Origin of the sequence: Pseudoalteromonas sp. CO348, assembly GCF_004208845.1 — a bacterium.
GTDB lineage: Bacteria > Pseudomonadota > Gammaproteobacteria > Enterobacterales > Alteromonadaceae > Pseudoalteromonas > Pseudoalteromonas maricaloris.
The window spans coordinates 68,347-85,856 of sequence record NZ_SGPI01000012.1 but is presented as its reverse complement, the minus strand read 5'-3'; the positions used below and the strand labels follow the sequence as shown (position 1 = coordinate 85,856).

Here is a 17,510-nt window from a genome sequence, read left to right as displayed (position 1 = left end):
ATTTTTTTTAGTTTTTGTTTCAACTGCCTAATTTTGCCACAAATTGTTGATAAAACAGCTGACTTAAACAATTTTTGAACACTTCTTGTAGAACAGATCATGAAAACCTTTGCTTTTACGCAATGCAAACTTGGCGGACTGGCTGTTTTTTGAGAAAATAGCGGGCAAATGTCCTCCTTGGTAATAACTAAAGGGACATATAAATAGAGCGACCCCATTTTTCCTCTTTATTAAGCAATCATTTCATCAATATATGAAAGTGCTTGTATAGAAGAATTTAAAGGCTCTATCATCGTTCAAGTTTTTTAACCCTTAATATAGGTCAATCATGACGGCAAACATCATTGATGGCAAAGCTATCGCGAAACAAGTTCGTTCTACTGTTGCACAACGAGTTCAAGACAGACTAGCGCAAGGTCTAAGAGCGCCTGGCTTGGCTGTGGTATTAGTAGGCCAGGATCCTGCGAGCCAAGTTTATGTTGGTTCAAAGCGTAAAGCCTGTGAAGAAGTCGGATTTGTTTCTAAATCTTTCGACTTACCAGGTGATACAAGCGAAGAGCAATTACTTGCGCTTGTTGATGAGCTTAATGCAGATCCTGAAGTTGATGGGATCTTAGTACAATTGCCGCTACCTGAAGGCCTAGACGCAGAAAAAGTGTTAGAGCGTATTGATCCTCATAAAGATGTCGACGGCTTTCACCCATATAACGTAGGTCGTCTTGCCCAAAGAATGCCAGCACTGAGACCTTGTACGCCAAAAGGGATCATCACCCTACTCGACTCTACCGGTGTGCGTTATAAAGGCATGCATGCTGTTGTGGTTGGTGCTTCAAACATCGTTGGTCGCCCTATGTCACTAGAGCTGCTACTTGCTGGTTGTACTACAACCGTTTGCCATAAATTTACGCAAGACCTCGAAACCCATGTGCGTCGTGCCGATCTACTGGTTGTGGCGGTCGGTAAACCTGAGTTTATTCCAGGCGACTGGGTTAAAGAAGGCGCGATTGTCATCGATGTAGGCATTAATCGCTTAGAATCAGGCAAACTGGTAGGTGACGTGCAATACGACATCGCAGAACAAAATGCGAGCTTTATTACCCCAGTGCCAGGTGGTGTGGGCCCAATGACCGTCGCAAGCTTAATCGAAAATACGCTAGAAGCGTGTGAAAAATATCACAGCTAAACGCTGTTAGTTTATAGCTATAATAAAAGCCTCAGTTGAGGCTTTTATTATTTTAAGCCTCACTAACTCATTAGCGTATCCTTGTTTGCTTTGTTTTCTTCCTGAGTTACCGCTTCTCTCATCGCTTCTTGTAAGGCGGCCATCCGCTCTTCTAATTCTTCAGGTGAAATTTTTCCCTCAGCCGCAAGCTTTTCAAGTTCTGCCATTTTCTCTTTTAATTCGTCTATTTTCTCTTTATTTGCCCCTAAGCGGCTAAACATTACCGCTTCTCTCATTTTTTCGAGAAATGACTGATTACGCTCCACCACTTCATATTTATATGGATCGTCGGCTTTATTATCGAGTACAGGGGATGATTGAGCTGCGATGTTAGCAGCCGCGACATAGTCTTGCTCCTGCGCAGCGGTATTAGCTCGTTTAGTTTGGGCAAGGCTTTGCTGCTCTGAAACGGACTCAGTGGTACGAATTGCGGAGTGGGTTTGGTAAGTGATCATGATTGCTCTCCTTGATTTGTCCAAGAAAAGCAATCACTGTGCCAAAATTAGCTTACTCGCTACTAGCTAGATATGACCAGGAATTGGCTTGTGCGGCAAATTGACGTCTTGGTTTTGACCTCGGTGACGTAATAAGTGATCCATGAGCGTAATAGCCAACATGGCTTCTGCTATTGGAATGGCACGAATACCAACACAAGGATCATGGCGACCCTTCGTCACAACTTCTTGTGGTTGGTTGTGGGTATCAATACTCTGCCCCGGTACCGAGATACTTGATGTCGGTTTTAGCGCAATTGATGCGATAATATCTTGCCCTGTAGAAATACCCGCTAAAACGCCGCCTGCATGATTAGAGGTAAAACCCTGTGGCGTTAGCTCATCTCTATGCTCAGAGCCCTTTTGCTCAACCACATCAAAGCCATCACCAATCTCTACGCCTTTTACGGCATTAATGCTCATCAAGGAGTGCGCTATCTCAGCATCCAAACGGTCAAACACTGGCTCACCTAAACCAACAGGCACATTTTTCGCCACGACTTTTACCTTTGCGCCGACTGAATCTCCTTCTTTTTTCAGCGTACGCATATATTCATCTAGCGCTTCTAGCTTAGATTCATCGGGAAAGAAAAATGGATTGTTTTCAACGGCTGACCAATCATAATGCTCGGCTTTAATCGGGCCTAATTGAGAAAGACAGGCATTGATTTCGATGCCATGGACTTGCTTGAGATATTTTTTCGCGATTGCCCCTGCTGCAACTCGAATGGCGGTTTCACGTGCCGACGACCTACCACCACCGCGATAATCTCTATGTCCGTATTTGTGCCAATAGGTATAGTCGCCGTGACCCGGACGGAACAAGTCTTTGATGTTTGAGTAATCTTTTGAACGTTGGTCGGTATTTTCAATCAACAATCCAATGCTCGTACCTGTGGTCTTGCCTTCAAACACACCCGAGAGAATTTTTATCTCATCGCCCTCTCGGCGCTGTGTTGTGTAGCGGCTTTGACCTGGTTTACGTCTATCTAAATCGATTTGTAAATCAGCTTCAGTGATCTCAAGCCCTGGTGGTACACCATCCACCACGCCACCAAGCGCGGCGCCATGGCTTTCACCAAAGGTCGACACCTTAAATAATTGGCCAATGCTATTGCCTGCCATCGTTTTTCCTCATTCCTAAATAGACGATAGAGAGCATTGGCTCCCTATCAGTTTTTAAAGTATTCCAATAGTTGTTGTTTGGATACGACAAAGACCCCTAAACCACCATGCTCAAAGTCTAACCAAGTAAATGGCGCTTCAGGAAATTGTTGTTCCATATGTACCATAGAATTGCCAACTTCGACAAATAACAAACCATCATCATTTAGATGATCGGCCGCTTCTGCCAGTAGTGTGCGGGTCACATCAAGGCCATCTTCTCCTGACGCCAAGCCAAGCTCTGGCTCATGATGGAACTCCTCTGGCAGATCTGACATATCTTCTGCATCAACATAAGGAGGGTTCGCTACGATTAAATCGTACTTTTGACCCGGTACACCACTAAATACATCAGATTGGATAGCAAAGACTCTGTCTTGCATCATATGCTGATTGATATTGTGATCAGCCACTTCTAAGGCTTCAAAAGAAATATCGACTGCGTCTACTTGTGCGCGCTCAAATGCTTTGGCCAATGCAATCGCAATACAACCAGAACCCGTACACATATCTAAAATACGCGTTACTTTATTCGGTGCAGCTACCCAGGGGGCAAAATGTTTTGCGATTAACTCTGCAAATGGTGAGCGTGGTACTAATACGCGCTCATCAACATAAAACGGCATACCAGCAAACCAAGCTTGATTGGTTAAGTAGGCAACGGGAATACGCTGCTCAATACGTGCTTTGATAAACTCCATCAGATGCGCTTTTTCACTTTGTGTCATACGCGCATGCATGATTTCTTTGGGAGCATCAATTGGCATATGCAGCACCGGAAGCACTATACTGACCGCTTCGTCCCAAGGATTATCCGTACCATGACCAAAAAACACCTCGTTACTCACAAACTGGCTCGCCGTCCAGCGTACCCAGTCCTGAATGGTATGTAAGTCTTGAAAGGCTTCAACGGCCATTTCTTCGGTAATAAGTGGTTGTGACATTTCCGTCATGATGACTCTCTAAAGATCAAACTATATGGCGCTATTGTAGCGGTTTTTAAGCTAGGTTTTTATGCTTTTTTTATTTAAAATGCCATCATGAACAGAGAATCTAACACTAATGCTGACCTAAATGACGATTTCGCGATGTTTCGTGAGTCTTTGAATGGTGTAAAACCCCTAAAACAAGATCAGGTGCAGCTCAAACAAAAGAAAAAAATTCAGAGCGTTGAGCTGAAGCAACAGGTCAAGCAGCAGCAATCTGAGTTTTACTTTTCTGACGAGTATATTCCTGATATTGATACGTCAGGAACCATCAATTTCGTCAAGCCCGGAGCTGATCGCTATTTAGCAAAGCAGCTAAGGCGTGGTGACTACGCGCCCGAACTCATCTTAGATTTGCACGGGCTAAATAAAGAAACGGTAAAACAAGAACTAGCTGCATTAATTCATGCTTGTAAGAAGCAGCATATTGCTTGTGCATGCGTGGTGCATGGAATTGGTGAGCGTGTGCTTAAACATAAAGTACCGCAGTATCTTGTTCAGCATCCAGATATACTGGCGATGCACCAAGCACCTTTAGAATATGGCGGTAAAGGGGCTGTATTAATCTTGGTTGATTTACCTGATGACCCTAACTTTGGCCGTTAATTCGGCCCAAACATTGTTCTTCATCCTTTCTTACTTCGCTTAATCCAGCCTTAATAAATTTAACTAAATCTTAGCCATTTCACCCATCCTGCACTGGTCAAATTCACCACCCCATTAACTCCCCTATGCCAAGAAAAAATTAAAACACATAAAAATCAATAACATAAAAATTAAATTCATTTTGGCACAACCTTTGTAATAGTTATTGCGACTAACAAATTACAAGGAAACTTATTATGACTACTTTAGCGAAAATCACCATGACAACTTTATTGTTTACAGCAAGCATGACAACAACAGCTGCAGAAATTGATGCTTCATTACTTCAAGAAGTAAAAACCAAAGTAACGCAAGCTATCACTGAGTCAATCAAAGCGAATCTAGAAGAAATAAAAATTGAGACCAAACAGTCTTTAGAGACAGCGTTTCAAACAACCAATAACAACGAGCAAGAAAAAAAGGAAGAGGCTAATGATTAATGAACTCGAATTTCTGAGTCTGCTCGCAACTCCCGTGATCAGTTTATTTGCCGCTTACCTGAGCATTCAACTGATAAAATCACTGGGTCAGTTTATCAACTTTAACTAGCATGGCACTTGCTAAAGTAGGCAAGGTAGCCGAGTAGTCAAAGTTTTACCCTGAGAAAGCTATTGAGGTATCAGTAGCCATTAAAAAACCCGCCAATTGGCGGGTTTCTTTTTGATATCAGCGAGATATCATAAAGTCGACACTAAATTATAGTGCGCCTTCGTTTTCAGATAGGAACTTAGCAACACCTTCAGGGCTTGCATCCATACCTGCTTTACCTTCAGTCCAACCAGCTGGACATACTTCACCGTGCTCTTCGTGGAATGCTAGTGCATCAACCATGCGAAGCATTTCGTCGATGTTACGGCCTAGTGGTAGGTCGTTAACTACTTGGTGACGTACATTACCTTCAGCATCGATTAGGAAAGAACCACGGAAAGCAACACCAGCTTCTGGGTGTTCAACGTCGTATGCTTGACAGATTTCGTGCTTAACATCAGCGATTAGATCGTATTTAACTTGACCGATACCGCCTTCGTTTACTGGAGTGTTACGCCATGCGTTGTGTGAGAATTGAGAATCGATAGAAACACCGATCACTTCAACACCACGCTTTTGGAACTCTTCGTAACGCTTGTCGAACGCGATTAGCTCTGAAGGACAAACAAACGTGAAGTCTAGTGGGTAAAAGAAAACAACCGCTTTTTTACCTTTAATACGCTCGTGCAGGTTGTAGCTATCTACGATCTCACCGTTACCTAGTACTGCTGCTGCTGTAAAGTCTGGTGCCTTGCGGCCTACTAATACACCCATTTTTATCTCCAATAGTTAGGTTTATTTCCAATCTTATCTTGGTATCTCGTGTCGAGACCAAAATATCTTGTTCATAATATTGTGGCGTGCTCATGAAAAAACAACCCTAGCTAAAATCATAACTAAAGTCTCTTTGTCATTCTCACCGCCAAAAACTGCGCCTAGTGTATTTGGCAAGCGCCATAATTAACAATCGAATTTACCGATAGCACCAATCTATAAATTCGATGAGACAGAAATGCCTCCGCTCAAGATGCCATTCGGAGATCAAAAAAGGCTTCACGAAGAAGCCTTTTTAAGATGTCTATCACTCAGTGGACATTAGTCCATGATATTTTCAGGCATATCACCGCGGATCTGCTGCCAAATTTCACCCGATTGGTGACCATACTTACGCATCAATGAAATAGCACCATCGTGTTCTTGATTTTCTGCCAGTTTGGTTAAATCTGCATAGAACTGTCTCGCCAGTCCTCGTGTTCTTGAATCAGAAAAGTAATGGCAACCAATTTTTGAGTATAAACCTCTGAAGCCATTTAAAATAAGCACATAAATTTTGTTTTGCCCAGCACCCGCCAGCTCATGGTGAACTTGGTAGTCATAATCGGCAAACGCTTCTGCGGTGTCTTCTAGCTCTTCATGCTTAGACAAAATATCGATAACACGCTGCGGATTGAATTTTATCGCCGCACGCGTATAGATAGCACTAATATTGGTACGCGCTGACAGCAGCTGATCGGTCAGCTCAGGCATCTTATCTTCATCAAGACGCGCTAAGGTTTCTAAAATATTAAGCCCTGATGTTTCCCAAAAGTTATTTACTCGGGTTGGCTTACCATGTTGGATAGTCAACCAGCCATCACGAGCTAGCCTTTGTAATACTTCGCGCAGTGTTGTTCTTGTTACACCAATGAGTTCAGAAAGCTCACGCTCAGCAGGTAGAATGGATCCCGGAGGGAATTCACCGTTCCAAATTGACTCAACAATATATTCTTCAGCAAATCCAGCTGGGCTCTTGGCTTTGAAAATTCTCATCTCACACCACTTTATTATTACATCAATGCCTTGATTGGCAGGTTGTGCTTGTTAATCCACTGATTGTACCAGATGAAGCTCAACTAACAAGCTACAAATCACCCTAGCTGAAAATAGCCATGTTTAATGCAGGTGAGATTGTGATGCGGTGTGAGACTTAAAACTCAATTAAGGCGATATAGACTTGGCCTGAACGAGCTCATCTTCGCTAAACACTGAGCTGTTAATGTAAACAAATTGCTCCTCATCAGACCATCCAGCCTCTGCTTTCATTTTGTATAACTCAAATGCTTCTCCTAAAGTGCACACGAAACGACTGCGAAATAAACAGACAAAGCGGCATGTGATAATGTTATTGGACATCTTTTGCAATTTACTTTCGAGCGTTGCTTGCAAACAACAAAGCAGCTTAAGGAAACCAAAACTCACAAGCAACAAAATCGAACCCTGTTTTTAAAAGCCAATATCAAAGTCTGCCGAAACACAGAACTCCTATTAAAGGAATCACCAAGAAAATTCGCTCCCTAGTTTTAAATCACAGAGCGAATTTTATGTATGAGTAACCTAACGTATTAGAGCTCGTTTTGTCTGCTTTCAAGCTTACTCAGCCATGCTTGTTTAAATTCGTGGTCTGATGTCAAAGTGAGATAAAGATCCGTAGCAAAAAAACTATCATTGTAGTCGGGTAACCAGCCAGTGTTGAGCAGCTGCGTTAGCGCTTGTTGTGTTTCTGCTGCGTCATTGTTAAGTGCGGACCAATATGGAGATAAAGCTGCATCTAGCTGATTTCCTTGATTAAGGTATTGTTCTAACAACTGTGTTACCCGCTTAAGCTGGCTATCTTGACCAGTACGTTTCAGCATCAGGGCATAAGTAAGGTATTGCCCTACATTGCCTGCCTCTGGCAATGTAGGCGTCGCGATATCAGCAAAATGCTGTTCAAAAAGCGTTAGCGCGGGCTGTACTTTCTGCAGTGCAAGTAAAGCAAGAATATAGGGCATCACATAATGATTACCCTTTGAGTCTAGCTCGTATCGCTGCTTTAAGAGTCCTTCAGCCTTTTCTACATCACCTTGTCGCCATGCGATCCCGGCTTCAACATAGAGTCTAAATGCTGTAGAAATTGAACCTAAATTTGCGGCTTGCTGATATGTCTCCTCAGCTTCTTCTGCGCGCCCTAAACTCAATAACACCAATACGTGGCTCAACTGCTGCGCGGGGTACAATTTACTATGACTGATGTGATTGTTTTGGTACCACAGCAAATATTGGCTTGCTCTATTCTGGTTAAGCGGATAAAAGTCTAGCGCATAGAGCGGATTGTTTTTGGTGTGGGGGGCAACGGCAACGCTACGATCAAAATATTTTCGCGCGAGCACTAACTCTCTAAAATTCAAATAGGCATAGGCTAATCCTCGGATAATAACCGCATCGTTTGGTGCTAACTGATACGCTTGTTTATGCGCAGCAATTGCATCGGGTATTTTGTGTTGGTCCCGAAGAAATCGACCATACCAATGCCATAGGCGAGCATGCTTGGTTGAGAGCTCAAATCCGCGCTTAAAATAATCCTGTGCTTGCTCAATTTCACTCTCCATCACCGCAAAGCGCGCAAGAGAGGTTATCACTTCAATATTTGTATCATCTAAGATCCGTGCCTTTTCTAACAATGGCCGACACAAAGCAAGCGATTCATACTCTGACACCGCGCCATATACGCTAAGCCCCATAAAGACATTGCATAAGCCACTGAGTGCCTCGACATTATCACTTTGTTTAGATAACACTTGTTGATAAATCGTTTTCGCTCGCGCTAACTCCTCCACCGCTGTACTTTGAGATAGGTGTGTGGCAAGAGTGATCTCATCAAAATACGGGTTGTTTTGTGTCTTGTGCTTTTGATCAGTTTGAATATAAAAAGCAAAAAAAGCGATGAGCGCGAGCAATGTAATGGTGACACCAAGCAGCCAAATTCGCTTTTTGCTCACTGGCATCACAGCCGCTTTATGCTCTCTAAGCGCAATGTTTGGATGAATGCGGTAGCCTTGAGCTGATATTCTTTCTACATATTCTTCGTATTGCGGATCTGTGTTTAAAATCTTTCTTAACTGCGCCACAGCTTGATAGACCGAGTTGTCAGACACCACCTTCGGGTGCCAAACTAACTCGACGAGAGTATCAATACTCAGAGGCTCAGGTTTCGCATCGATCAGCACCAACAGTAATTTCATCACTTTTGGGGTGACGGTATATTCACGGCCAGTCGGATACTCCACAATCTGGTTCAATTTAGGCACAACAAGCCAATTTCCCAAAAGCAAATTTTTCAACCCAAGAACACCTTACATTATTGATTATTATAGTTTTAATTAAATTAAGAAAAATTTCAGAGTTAATTTATATGAAAATTAAAACACAAAGTACCTCGCCAGTTATGCTCGAAGGCATCTAATACAACACTAACTGGTTTTCATTATGAAAAAACAAACATTAATATTTGCGGCCTGTTGCGCCCTGTCTTCTCATGCATTATTTGCAGCAGTGGACCTTCGTATCGACAATGCTACCATTTTAAATCCTATTGATAAGCACCAAGTCAATATCATTTCCAATCATTGGCTCGCCATCCGAGATGGCAAAATTATACAAGTCTCTGACTCAAGTCAAAAACCGGATGCAGCAAAGGTTATTGATGCTCATGGTCAATACCTCATACCAGGGTTAACCGATAGCCATGTCCACCTAAAAACAATGCCGGGATTGCTTAACACTTCTCCTAGAGCTCGCCAAATGCAGGCAGCATTTTTACAACGGCAAGGCGCTAATTATCTTTACTATGGCGTCACGCAAGTTATTGACCCGTCAAACACTGCTACCGGCATGACCGAATTTACAGCAAATGGCCCCGCACCCGACGCCTACTTTTGTGGCGCAATGCCGGTTTACCAAGGGTACAACGCTGAAGGCCTTAGTTACTCAAAGCTACACCAACATAAACCCTACTTTGCTGCACAACACAGCGATCCTGCTCATGAGCTAACACCATCTCAAGCACACGCTCACCAAGGAGCTCAGCCCTTAACGCGAATGAAATCAGACGGTGCAACTTGTGCCAAACTGTACTTTGAAGATGGCTTTGGAGAAAATAGTGCTATACCGCTTATTAACCAAGAAACTGCCAAACAGTTAGTCGAGTCCGCAAACTCACTTAAGTTACCCGTAATGGCACATGCGAATGCCGTTGATATGCAACAACTTGCTGTAGATGCCAATATCAACGTTATGGCGCATGGACTTTGGAACTGGTTAGCGCCAAATACAGCCCCTAGCGAAAGCGAACTGCCAACCAATGTAAAAGCTGTGCTGGATACCATCATCGAAAAAGACATCGCCTATCAAGCCACATTAAATGTGATGAATGCTCTAGCGAAAGTGACTGACAACACTTTCACCTTCTCGTCTGAATATCGTACCGTATTACCTCCGTCTCAAATTGCTTGGTATCAAAGTGAACCTGGTCGCTGGTTTTCTCGAGAAATGGGTCAAGGCTGGGGTGAAATAAGTAATCAACAAAAGGTCGCTAAACTTGAGCAAGTTCTCTCTCAAGGGCAACGAGCACTACATTATCTATATAAGAATGGCGCAACCTTGCTGCTTGGCTCAGATACGCCACCCGCACCAACTTATGTCTCGCAACCTGGCTTATCGACTTATCAAGAGCTAACAATGATGGATCAAGCCGGAGTAGGCCTCGTTAGCTTGCTATCTGCTGCTACCATTAATAATGCGAAAGCATTTGCAATAGACAACCAGTACGGCAGTATCGCAGCTGGGAAAGTGGCAAATCTATTACTTTTAAATAGTAACCCTTTGCAGTCAGTCGCGGCTTATAACGATATTGAATATGTTATCTTACATGGCTCAGCCATTGAGCGTGCTACTTTTCATATCGATGCCCTCGAGAAAAGTGAATGAGTAAATACGTCAGAATAGAAATACTGATAATGTCGGTCTCACCTCTATTGACTTAATCAAGTGATCTATTTTGATATTTTCGAACTTCTGCAGGTAACAAGAGTCGAAAAATCGTCGCAAAGATAGCGCACACTGCGAAGTAAGGTTGCTCTAACGCGGCCAGATAAAGCATAATAAAACAAAAAGGGTTTCTCTATAATGAAGATTTCATCTTTTCATCTCTCTAGGCAATCTTGGGGATTGCTAGCACTATCCGCTGCTATTTTTGAAGCCGTTGCACTGTATTTCCAATACGGTATGGGTTTAGAGCCATGTATTATGTGCATCTATCAGCGTTTTGCTATGCTGGGGTTATTAGCAGCTGGTTTAATCGGCATGATTTCTCCTCGCTCTTTCGCACTGCGTAGTCTGGCATTTGTTTCGTGGGGTGTAGGCAGTATTTGGGGTTATTTTATCGCCCGTGAACATATCAGTATGCAAACCACAACGGATCCATTTGCTTTTACCTGTGACTTTGTACCAAACTTTCCCGCGTTTATGCCGCTGCATGAATGGCTTCCAAGCTTTTTTGCTGCAACAGGTGACTGCGGCAACATAGATTGGTCTTTTGCAGGATTATCTATGCCTGGATGGATGGAAATTATCTTTGCATTTTATAGTGTTGCATTTATTCTTTTCTTATTTTTCCACGTTACCAAAAGAAGTTGAGATATCACATTCATGCATTTTAGGTTAAGCCAAATTGAGCAACTGAGAGCGTTTAAATTACGTGACAAGCAGATGATCTTACGTCTTGCACTTAGCCACCTTGATGCAAAAACAAAGGTCTTGTTAAGAATAGCCAAGTTGCTACTGCTCACACCGTTTTTTGCCTCATTGGTCGTATTTGAAGGCTGGTTGTTATTACCTGTCTTATTGGTAGCAGGATTAATTTATCCGCTACTGACCACACCACTGGAAATACAGTTTGGCAAACCCAAGTTAGCTCAGGCAATCGCTGAGTTTAACGCCTCGAATAAGCCCTGATCTTCAATTTACCTGTGTGCGAGCAGCTAAGCTCGCACACAATAACTACGACTAGACTCTAATTTTCCCCTCCAGTTTTGCCAATATTCCTTTCCCAATTCCTTTTACTTCCAGCAACTCCGTTGTTGTTTTAAAGCGCCCCATTTTCTTACGGTACTCTACGATGGCTTCAGCTTTACGAATACCAATCCCTGGTAAACTTGAAAGCGCCGAAGCGTCAGCGGAATTAATATCGAGTACAGCACTTTGCTGCTGTGTTTGAGAGACTGACTTTGCTTGCTCCGCAGGTTTTGCGAGCACGCTTGAACAGCTTAAACCTAACGCCAATAAAATAGAAAGTATGGTGGGTTTATTGAACATATATACACTCCTTGTGCGTAAAAAGTATCCAAAGCTTTTTGCATTCCTCTCAATGGATGATTGCAGCAAGCTTATAAAATAACCTGAGCTTCGGATAATTAATGCCTTTCTAGCAGCTAGTTTTAGCGCTAACTGTGTTGAATTCACTTCCAATAGCCAGCTATTGGTGCGTAAATTCGCCTGGTTATCCCCAAAACTCTCTGGCTAGATAAAGGAAATAATTTAATGTGAGTTTAAAACAATGAGCTAGCTCATTCCTTATCCAAACCTCAGGTTAAATAAAGATTGGAACACTGACTTTGTCAAAAAACATTCATTCTTTCAAAAACCCAAACAAAAATTAAGCTTTTGTTTTTAAATAATTTAATTTATTTTCCTTCTCTCAACAGCACTTGAAAAATTTTCAAAATAACTTGCTTAATCACTCGATTCGATTTACTGTATAAAAAAACAGTGACTAGGGGAATAACCATGGCCGTTATCATCAAATATGTTGTTGAAAGAAATGGAGTCGAGCGTATGACTTTCACGTCTAAAAAAGAAGCTGATGCTTATGATAAGATGCTAGATGTAGCTGAAGCATTGGAAGACATGCTAACGAAAGTTGACGTGCCGCTGAGTGAACAACAAGTTGAATCCCTAGCGCTTGAAATTGCAAAACAAAAAGATGACTTTGTGTCTGTGTTAAAAGGTGGCAAAGTAGCACCAAAGGCCAATACCAAAAACAAATCTGAAAACGAAAAAGCGTCAGATCCAGATAAAGTGACCAAAATTAAGCAAGCCTAAATGATAATAACCACTTATACCAATTGAATTAATTCTCTAATCAATTTGAAGGGTGAAATAGCATATTAGCTTCGTTAAAAATTTCTCATTTAGAACAACTAAATAGCAAAATTTTTGCCTTGCTATTAAAGCTATTTCCCCGCTTCAAGATAGATCACTTACTTAATACAACTGGTATTACTCCAGTGGGTGGTTTAGGCTGAAAATAAAAAACCGCATGTTCTGCGGTTTTTTATTTTGTTCTGTGTAGCGTGGTATTATTTAATCACGCTTGCCACTGCTTCAGCAAAGTAGTCAATATTGTCTTTGCTTACGCCAGCTACGTTAACACGGCTAGAGCCTACCATATAGATAGCATATTCAGTGCGTAGTCTGTCAATTTGCTCTTTATTAATACCTAAGAAAGAGAACATACCGTGCTGACGGTCGATGAACGAGAAGTCTTGCTCAACACCTTTTGCAGCTAGGCTTTCTTTAATCAACGTACGTAGACCATTGATACGACCGCGCATTTCGTCAAGTTCATCGTACCACATTTGCGTAAGTTCAGTACTGCTTAGAATGGTATTTACAATATCAGCACCGTGTGCTGGTGGCATTGAATAGATACTACGAACAACGCTAAGTAATACTGAGTTTGAAACATCAGCAGTTGCACTGTCTTTTGCAATGATTGAACACGCACCGATACGCTCGCGGTATAAACCAAAGTTTTTAGAGCAAGATGAACAGATGATAATTTCATCAACTGTATCCGCAACCGTTCTAAGGCCTTGTGCATCCTCTTCAAGGCTGGTACCAAAACCTTGGTATGCAATATCAATTAATGGCGTAAAGCCTTGCTCTTTCGCAAGTTCAGCAACCACTTTCCATTGCGCTTGATTTAAGTCCATACCACTTGGGTTATGACAACATGCATGAAGTAGTACTACATCACCTTTAGGTACTTGCTTCAGCGCATTGATCATCTCATCAAACAACAACCCTTTGTTTTCGTAGTCGTAGTAAGGATACTCTTTAACTGTTAGACCAGCTGCTTCAAATAGGCTAATGTGGTTTGCCCAAGTTGGAGTCGTAACCCAAACAGTTGCATTGGTGTTGCAACGTTTAATAAATTCGGCAGCAACACGTAATGCGCCAGTACCACCAGGTGCTTGCGCCGTACGTACGCGATTTGCCAATAATGTACTATGCTCTCCAAGTAACAGTGTTTCCATCTTTTGACAGAAGTCTAAGTTACCAGCCAAACCAATATAAGATTTTGTCGTTTCGTTTTCTAAACGAAACGCTTCCGCTTTTTTAACCGCTCTAAGTACCGGCGTGTTTCCCTGCTCGTCCTTATAAACACCTACACCAAGGTCAATTTTGTTTGGGTTAGTGTCCTGTTTATAAGCGGCCATCAGGCCTAAAATAGGATCTGTTGGAAGTGGTTTTAGCTCTGAGAACATGGCTTATCTCTTTTATTTTAATTAATGCAAACTCGAGCGGCTGACGCCCGATTCCAGTAGACTTGATGGTAACATAGAGACTTGCATCTCAGTTACCATATTTATCTAGAATTTTATTCATTTTTGTAAACTTGGCAGCACCACAAAGGCGTCAAGTTTACAGCCGGACTATTCCGATAATTATTCGGGTAAATAGTCAGGAATTCTCGTACATGCCGCTGCAAGCAATGCTAAAATTTCTTCGTTGAAAAATGACTCAGAAAACGCTTCTGCATCAATAATTCCAATACAATTTTGAGCATCATCGAATAATGGCATACAGGTTTCTGCTTTCACCTTTGGATCGCAAGTGTAGTACTCCCCACCACTGGCGACATATTGAGGGATGTCATTAATCACTCGAGCTTTAGCACTTAATACCGTTTGAATATTATTTGACGTAGCGGCAAAAGCCTCCGTTATTGGGAATAGCGGTCTACTCGGCGCGCCAGAGTACGCTAATTTGAGAAGTTGTTTCCCTTCATTTGTCGCTCTTGCTTGGTATATGCCAAACCAATCAACAGCTGTAAATTCAACTACTGCTGACACTATCGTTTGCAGCTTAGCAAGCGATTGCTCATTCACCGTGTTCTTTTCAACGTGGTCACTTAATAAAAAAGGCGCTTCCTGAAGGTGCCCAAACAAGCTACAAGCGCCTCCTTCCCCAAGCTCAGGGATCTGATATGACCACACAGCAGGACTTGAGTTTTGCTCAATATAAGCATCTAGTTTTTTTAATTGCAGCAAAAGCAACTCGCGGGAGATAGATAATCCACTCAATGAAATATAATCTGACATTTTAGCCATCTAAACATCTAAAGTTAATGCAACTTTACCACGCTCTTTATACCTTGCCAACACTAAAAAACAGGTACATAGAGTAATAAGAGTAGATAGTAAACTAAAGCTGAGGTGAAATACGCTTGAGTGGAATTTAGACCGACTTAGAGGTGAGTGAATAGATCATTTCTACTTCATTTCCAGCACTGTTGTAGCTAACGCTCTGAGCTATTTCGTTAAGTAAGCTAACACCTCGACCATGGCTATGCTCTTGCTGTGCTTTGTTACGCTCACTTGATTCAAAACCATTACCTGAATCACAAATGTTGAAGTATAGCTTTAGCTCTTCAGGGCTGTAGCGCACAGAAATAATAATGAGCGCTTCTTTTAGCTCCTTCAGAACACTCTCTCGCAAACTGTAGAACTCAAAAAAGCCATCTTCTTTATTTTTAATCTCAGAATCTAGCCCCAACACACCGTGATCTAAAGAATTATTGTAGGCCTCGGAGAGTAGTAAGAAGATGTTAGAGCGATGCGCCGAAATACCATCAACCTCACTAAGCAAGTCCACCAGCTCAAGTACTGGATCTGTCGTTTTCATCTGTTTGGCATCTAAAGATAACGAAATATTAAACGGCAAGCTTGAATAATGGTTAGGCGCAGAAACAATTGACTCGCTGGCAACGCAATTAATAATCGCGATACTTAAGTCATCTTGTTGCTCCGTATTGCCAGAAAACTCGCGAACTTCAGAGATAATTTGATCCGTGGAAATATGCTGCCGACTCGCCAGCAAGCGCTTTAACCGTCGTTCGCCATACATTTCCCCCCGCTCAGACTCAGACTCGATGATACCGTCTGTCGCCATTACGAGGCGTTGGTCGGGGCTGACTTCAAAATGCAGCAGATTACGTTCAAATTCATCAACTTCTAGAATGCCGAGTGCCATATGTTGGCTCTCAATGGTTTTAATAAGGCTACCATTTTGGTCAATCAGATATAAATCTGGCAAACCACCAAGCCAGGCAGAAACACTTTTCCCTGAGCTGCTCAATTCAATGATCGCTGCTGCGCAAAACATGTGGCCGGGTAATAACTCATTAAGGGCGGTATTGAGCTCAACGGCTATATCACTGACCGCCATCCCCTTTTGCACCATAGTATAGAAAATGCGCGACGCGGGAAGCGCGCCGACCGCAGCTGCTAAACCATGACCAGTAAAATCACCCAGTAAACAATAAAAGCCACCCATTGGGCTCTTGGCCATTAAAAACATATCGCCGTTAAACATTGACGCAGGTGACAAGTGGTATTCACAAATCTCAGGATATTCAGATTGTTGTGCAAGCGCATTACTAAAGATGTGCTCAACAATCTCGTGCTCTCGCTCTATTTGGTTATAGTGATATTCCAGTTGTCGGCGTTGTTCGTTGCTTTGTTGGCTGAGCCTACGTGTCCTCGCATGCGCTTTGATTTTGGCTGATAAAATGACTTTATCAAACGGCTTATGAATAAAGTCATCACCTCCTACAGCGAGACATTTTTCAAAGCTGCTTTGATCTTCAAGTGCAGTGATAAAGATGATGGGGAGATATACGTCGCCCGCATATTGCTTTATTTTGGGGGCAGTCTCAAAGCCATCCATTACGGGCATGACAACGTCTAGCAGCACGATGTCGATGTCCTGACTTTCGAGAATTTTTAATGCATCACGACCATTATGCGCACAAAAAACGGTATAAAATTGTTGCTCAAGCATTGCCTTGAGCAGCTTACAGTTTAATACCTGATCGTCGACTACCAAGATATTCATGAAGGGCTAATCTATCGGCGATCAGTCAATATCAAACTTCTTATCAAAACGAGAGATCTGGAGGATTTTCTTAAGTTGTGGACGGCAGTTACTAATTTGAATGCTAGAAACTGAGCTTCCTAGTGTTTTTTTCATATTTAACAGCATTCCCAAAGCGGAGCTGTCCATATAATCGGTTTCACGCAGGTCAACAACAACCTTTTCGGTTTGATCATTCACCTCCGCATACGCCTGACGAAACGATTGCACCAAATTAAAGTCGAACTTACCTCTAATTTGAATGGTTAGTGTCTTACCGTCAGCAGAAGCGTTTTTACTCAAGCTCATCATTAAGCTCCTAAATTATTTTGATTTGTTTCCCCTCACCAATTTAAATATAACGCTTAAAAATCATTTAGCAAAAAATAAAAAACATCTAATCTGCTTTTTGCTATG

At 42.2% G+C, this 17,510-nt stretch carries 18 protein-coding genes; 7 read left to right on the top strand and 11 right to left on the bottom strand.

Going from position 1 to position 17,510, the window contains the following annotated elements:
• Positions 1-328 precede the first annotated feature (328 nt).
• Positions 329-1,183: a bifunctional methylenetetrahydrofolate dehydrogenase/methenyltetrahydrofolate cyclohydrolase FolD gene (folD, locus tag EXT48_RS04950; RefSeq protein ID WP_010371140.1), complete on the top strand. Its 855-nt coding sequence runs from the start codon at positions 329-331 to the stop codon at positions 1,181-1,183.
• A gap of 62 nt (positions 1,184-1,245) precedes the next feature.
• Here folD and EXT48_RS04945 read toward each other — a convergent pair whose 3' ends face one another.
• The 3 genes from EXT48_RS04945 to prmB all read right to left on the bottom strand — a co-directional run bounded on the left by EXT48_RS04945 (position 1,246) and on the right by prmB (position 3,824).
• Positions 1,246-1,677: a hypothetical protein gene (locus tag EXT48_RS04945; protein WP_039497058.1), complete on the bottom strand. Its 432-nt coding sequence runs from the start codon at positions 1,675-1,677 to the stop codon at positions 1,246-1,248.
• Positions 1,678-1,743: 66 nt separating this feature from the next.
• Positions 1,744-2,841 carry a chorismate synthase gene (aroC, locus tag EXT48_RS04940; protein WP_010371135.1) on the bottom strand — a complete coding sequence of 366 codons (1,098 nt, stop codon included), beginning with the start codon at positions 2,839-2,841 and terminating at the stop codon, positions 1,744-1,746.
• Positions 2,842-2,888: 47 nt separating this feature from the next.
• Positions 2,889-3,824 (bottom strand): 50S ribosomal protein L3 N(5)-glutamine methyltransferase, encoded by a 936-nt coding sequence (gene prmB, locus EXT48_RS04935; protein WP_165384090.1) that lies wholly within the window; start codon positions 3,822-3,824, stop codon positions 2,889-2,891.
• A 96-nt stretch (positions 3,825-3,920) separates the two neighbouring features.
• Here prmB and smrB point away from each other — a divergent pair, with 96 nt between their 5' ends.
• A complete protein-coding gene (smrB, locus tag EXT48_RS04930; protein WP_130163757.1) occupies positions 3,921-4,472 on the top strand; it encodes an endonuclease SmrB in 552 nt (183 codons plus the stop codon).
• 236 nt (positions 4,473-4,708) lie between these two features.
• Positions 4,709-4,951, top strand: a complete 243-nt coding sequence (locus EXT48_RS04925; protein WP_130163756.1) for a hypothetical protein — start codon at positions 4,709-4,711, stop codon at positions 4,949-4,951.
• Positions 4,952-5,207: 256 nt separating this feature from the next.
• On the opposite strand, the gene EXT48_RS04920 is transcribed toward EXT48_RS04925, so the two are convergent.
• The 3 genes from EXT48_RS04920 to EXT48_RS04905 all read right to left on the bottom strand — a co-directional run bounded on the left by EXT48_RS04920 (position 5,208) and on the right by EXT48_RS04905 (position 9,178).
• Positions 5,208-5,813: a peroxiredoxin gene (locus EXT48_RS04920; RefSeq protein WP_010371125.1), complete on the bottom strand. Its 606-nt coding sequence runs from the start codon at positions 5,811-5,813 to the stop codon at positions 5,208-5,210.
• A gap of 321 nt (positions 5,814-6,134) precedes the next feature.
• Positions 6,135-6,848 (bottom strand): fatty acid metabolism transcriptional regulator FadR, encoded by a 714-nt coding sequence (gene fadR / locus EXT48_RS04915; RefSeq protein ID WP_010371123.1) that lies wholly within the window; start codon positions 6,846-6,848, stop codon positions 6,135-6,137.
• Positions 6,849-7,420: 572 nt separating this feature from the next.
• Positions 7,421-9,178: a winged helix-turn-helix domain-containing protein gene (locus EXT48_RS04905; protein ID WP_130163754.1), complete on the bottom strand. Its 1,758-nt coding sequence runs from the start codon at positions 9,176-9,178 to the stop codon at positions 7,421-7,423.
• A 145-nt stretch (positions 9,179-9,323) separates the two neighbouring features.
• On the opposite strand from EXT48_RS04905, the gene EXT48_RS04900 reads away from it, so the two are divergent.
• The 3 genes from EXT48_RS04900 to EXT48_RS04890 all read left to right on the top strand — a co-directional run bounded on the left by EXT48_RS04900 (position 9,324) and on the right by EXT48_RS04890 (position 11,849).
• The gene (locus EXT48_RS04900) at positions 9,324-10,823 is read left to right on the top strand and encodes an amidohydrolase family protein (RefSeq protein WP_130163753.1); all 1,500 of its coding nucleotides are present in this window, start codon (positions 9,324-9,326) and stop codon (positions 10,821-10,823) included.
• 198 nt (positions 10,824-11,021) lie between these two features.
• On the top strand, positions 11,022-11,531 hold the full coding sequence (dsbB, locus tag EXT48_RS04895) for a disulfide bond formation protein DsbB (protein WP_017216139.1): 510 nt from the start codon (positions 11,022-11,024) through the stop codon (positions 11,529-11,531).
• 12 nt (positions 11,532-11,543) lie between these two features.
• Complete coding sequence (locus EXT48_RS04890; RefSeq protein WP_045990792.1) at positions 11,544-11,849, top strand: hypothetical protein; 306 nt, start codon at positions 11,544-11,546, stop codon at positions 11,847-11,849.
• A 51-nt stretch (positions 11,850-11,900) separates the two neighbouring features.
• On the opposite strand, the gene EXT48_RS04885 is transcribed toward EXT48_RS04890, so the two are convergent.
• A complete protein-coding gene (locus EXT48_RS04885) occupies positions 11,901-12,209 on the bottom strand; it encodes a helix-hairpin-helix domain-containing protein (RefSeq protein ID WP_010371108.1) in 309 nt (102 codons plus the stop codon).
• Between the two features lie 471 nt (positions 12,210-12,680).
• Here EXT48_RS04885 and EXT48_RS04880 point away from each other — a divergent pair, with 471 nt between their 5' ends.
• Positions 12,681-12,995 carry a YebG family protein gene (locus tag EXT48_RS04880; RefSeq protein WP_010606713.1) on the top strand — a complete coding sequence of 105 codons (315 nt, stop codon included), beginning with the start codon at positions 12,681-12,683 and terminating at the stop codon, positions 12,993-12,995.
• Positions 12,996-13,252: 257 nt separating this feature from the next.
• Here EXT48_RS04880 and EXT48_RS04875 read toward each other — a convergent pair whose 3' ends face one another.
• The 4 genes from EXT48_RS04875 to EXT48_RS04860 all read right to left on the bottom strand — a co-directional run bounded on the left by EXT48_RS04875 (position 13,253) and on the right by EXT48_RS04860 (position 17,402).
• Positions 13,253-14,443, bottom strand: coding sequence for an amino acid aminotransferase (locus tag EXT48_RS04875; RefSeq protein ID WP_130163752.1), 1,191 nt, complete (start codon positions 14,441-14,443; stop codon positions 13,253-13,255).
• A gap of 180 nt (positions 14,444-14,623) precedes the next feature.
• A complete protein-coding gene (locus tag EXT48_RS04870; RefSeq protein WP_130163751.1) occupies positions 14,624-15,289 on the bottom strand; it encodes a GAF domain-containing protein in 666 nt (221 codons plus the stop codon).
• 127 nt (positions 15,290-15,416) lie between these two features.
• Positions 15,417-17,075, bottom strand: a complete 1,659-nt coding sequence (locus EXT48_RS04865) for a fused response regulator/phosphatase (protein ID WP_130163750.1) — start codon at positions 17,073-17,075, stop codon at positions 15,417-15,419.
• 21 nt (positions 17,076-17,096) lie between these two features.
• A complete protein-coding gene (locus tag EXT48_RS04860; RefSeq protein WP_010371095.1) occupies positions 17,097-17,402 on the bottom strand; it encodes an STAS domain-containing protein in 306 nt (101 codons plus the stop codon).
• Positions 17,403-17,510: the final 108 nt, after the last annotated feature.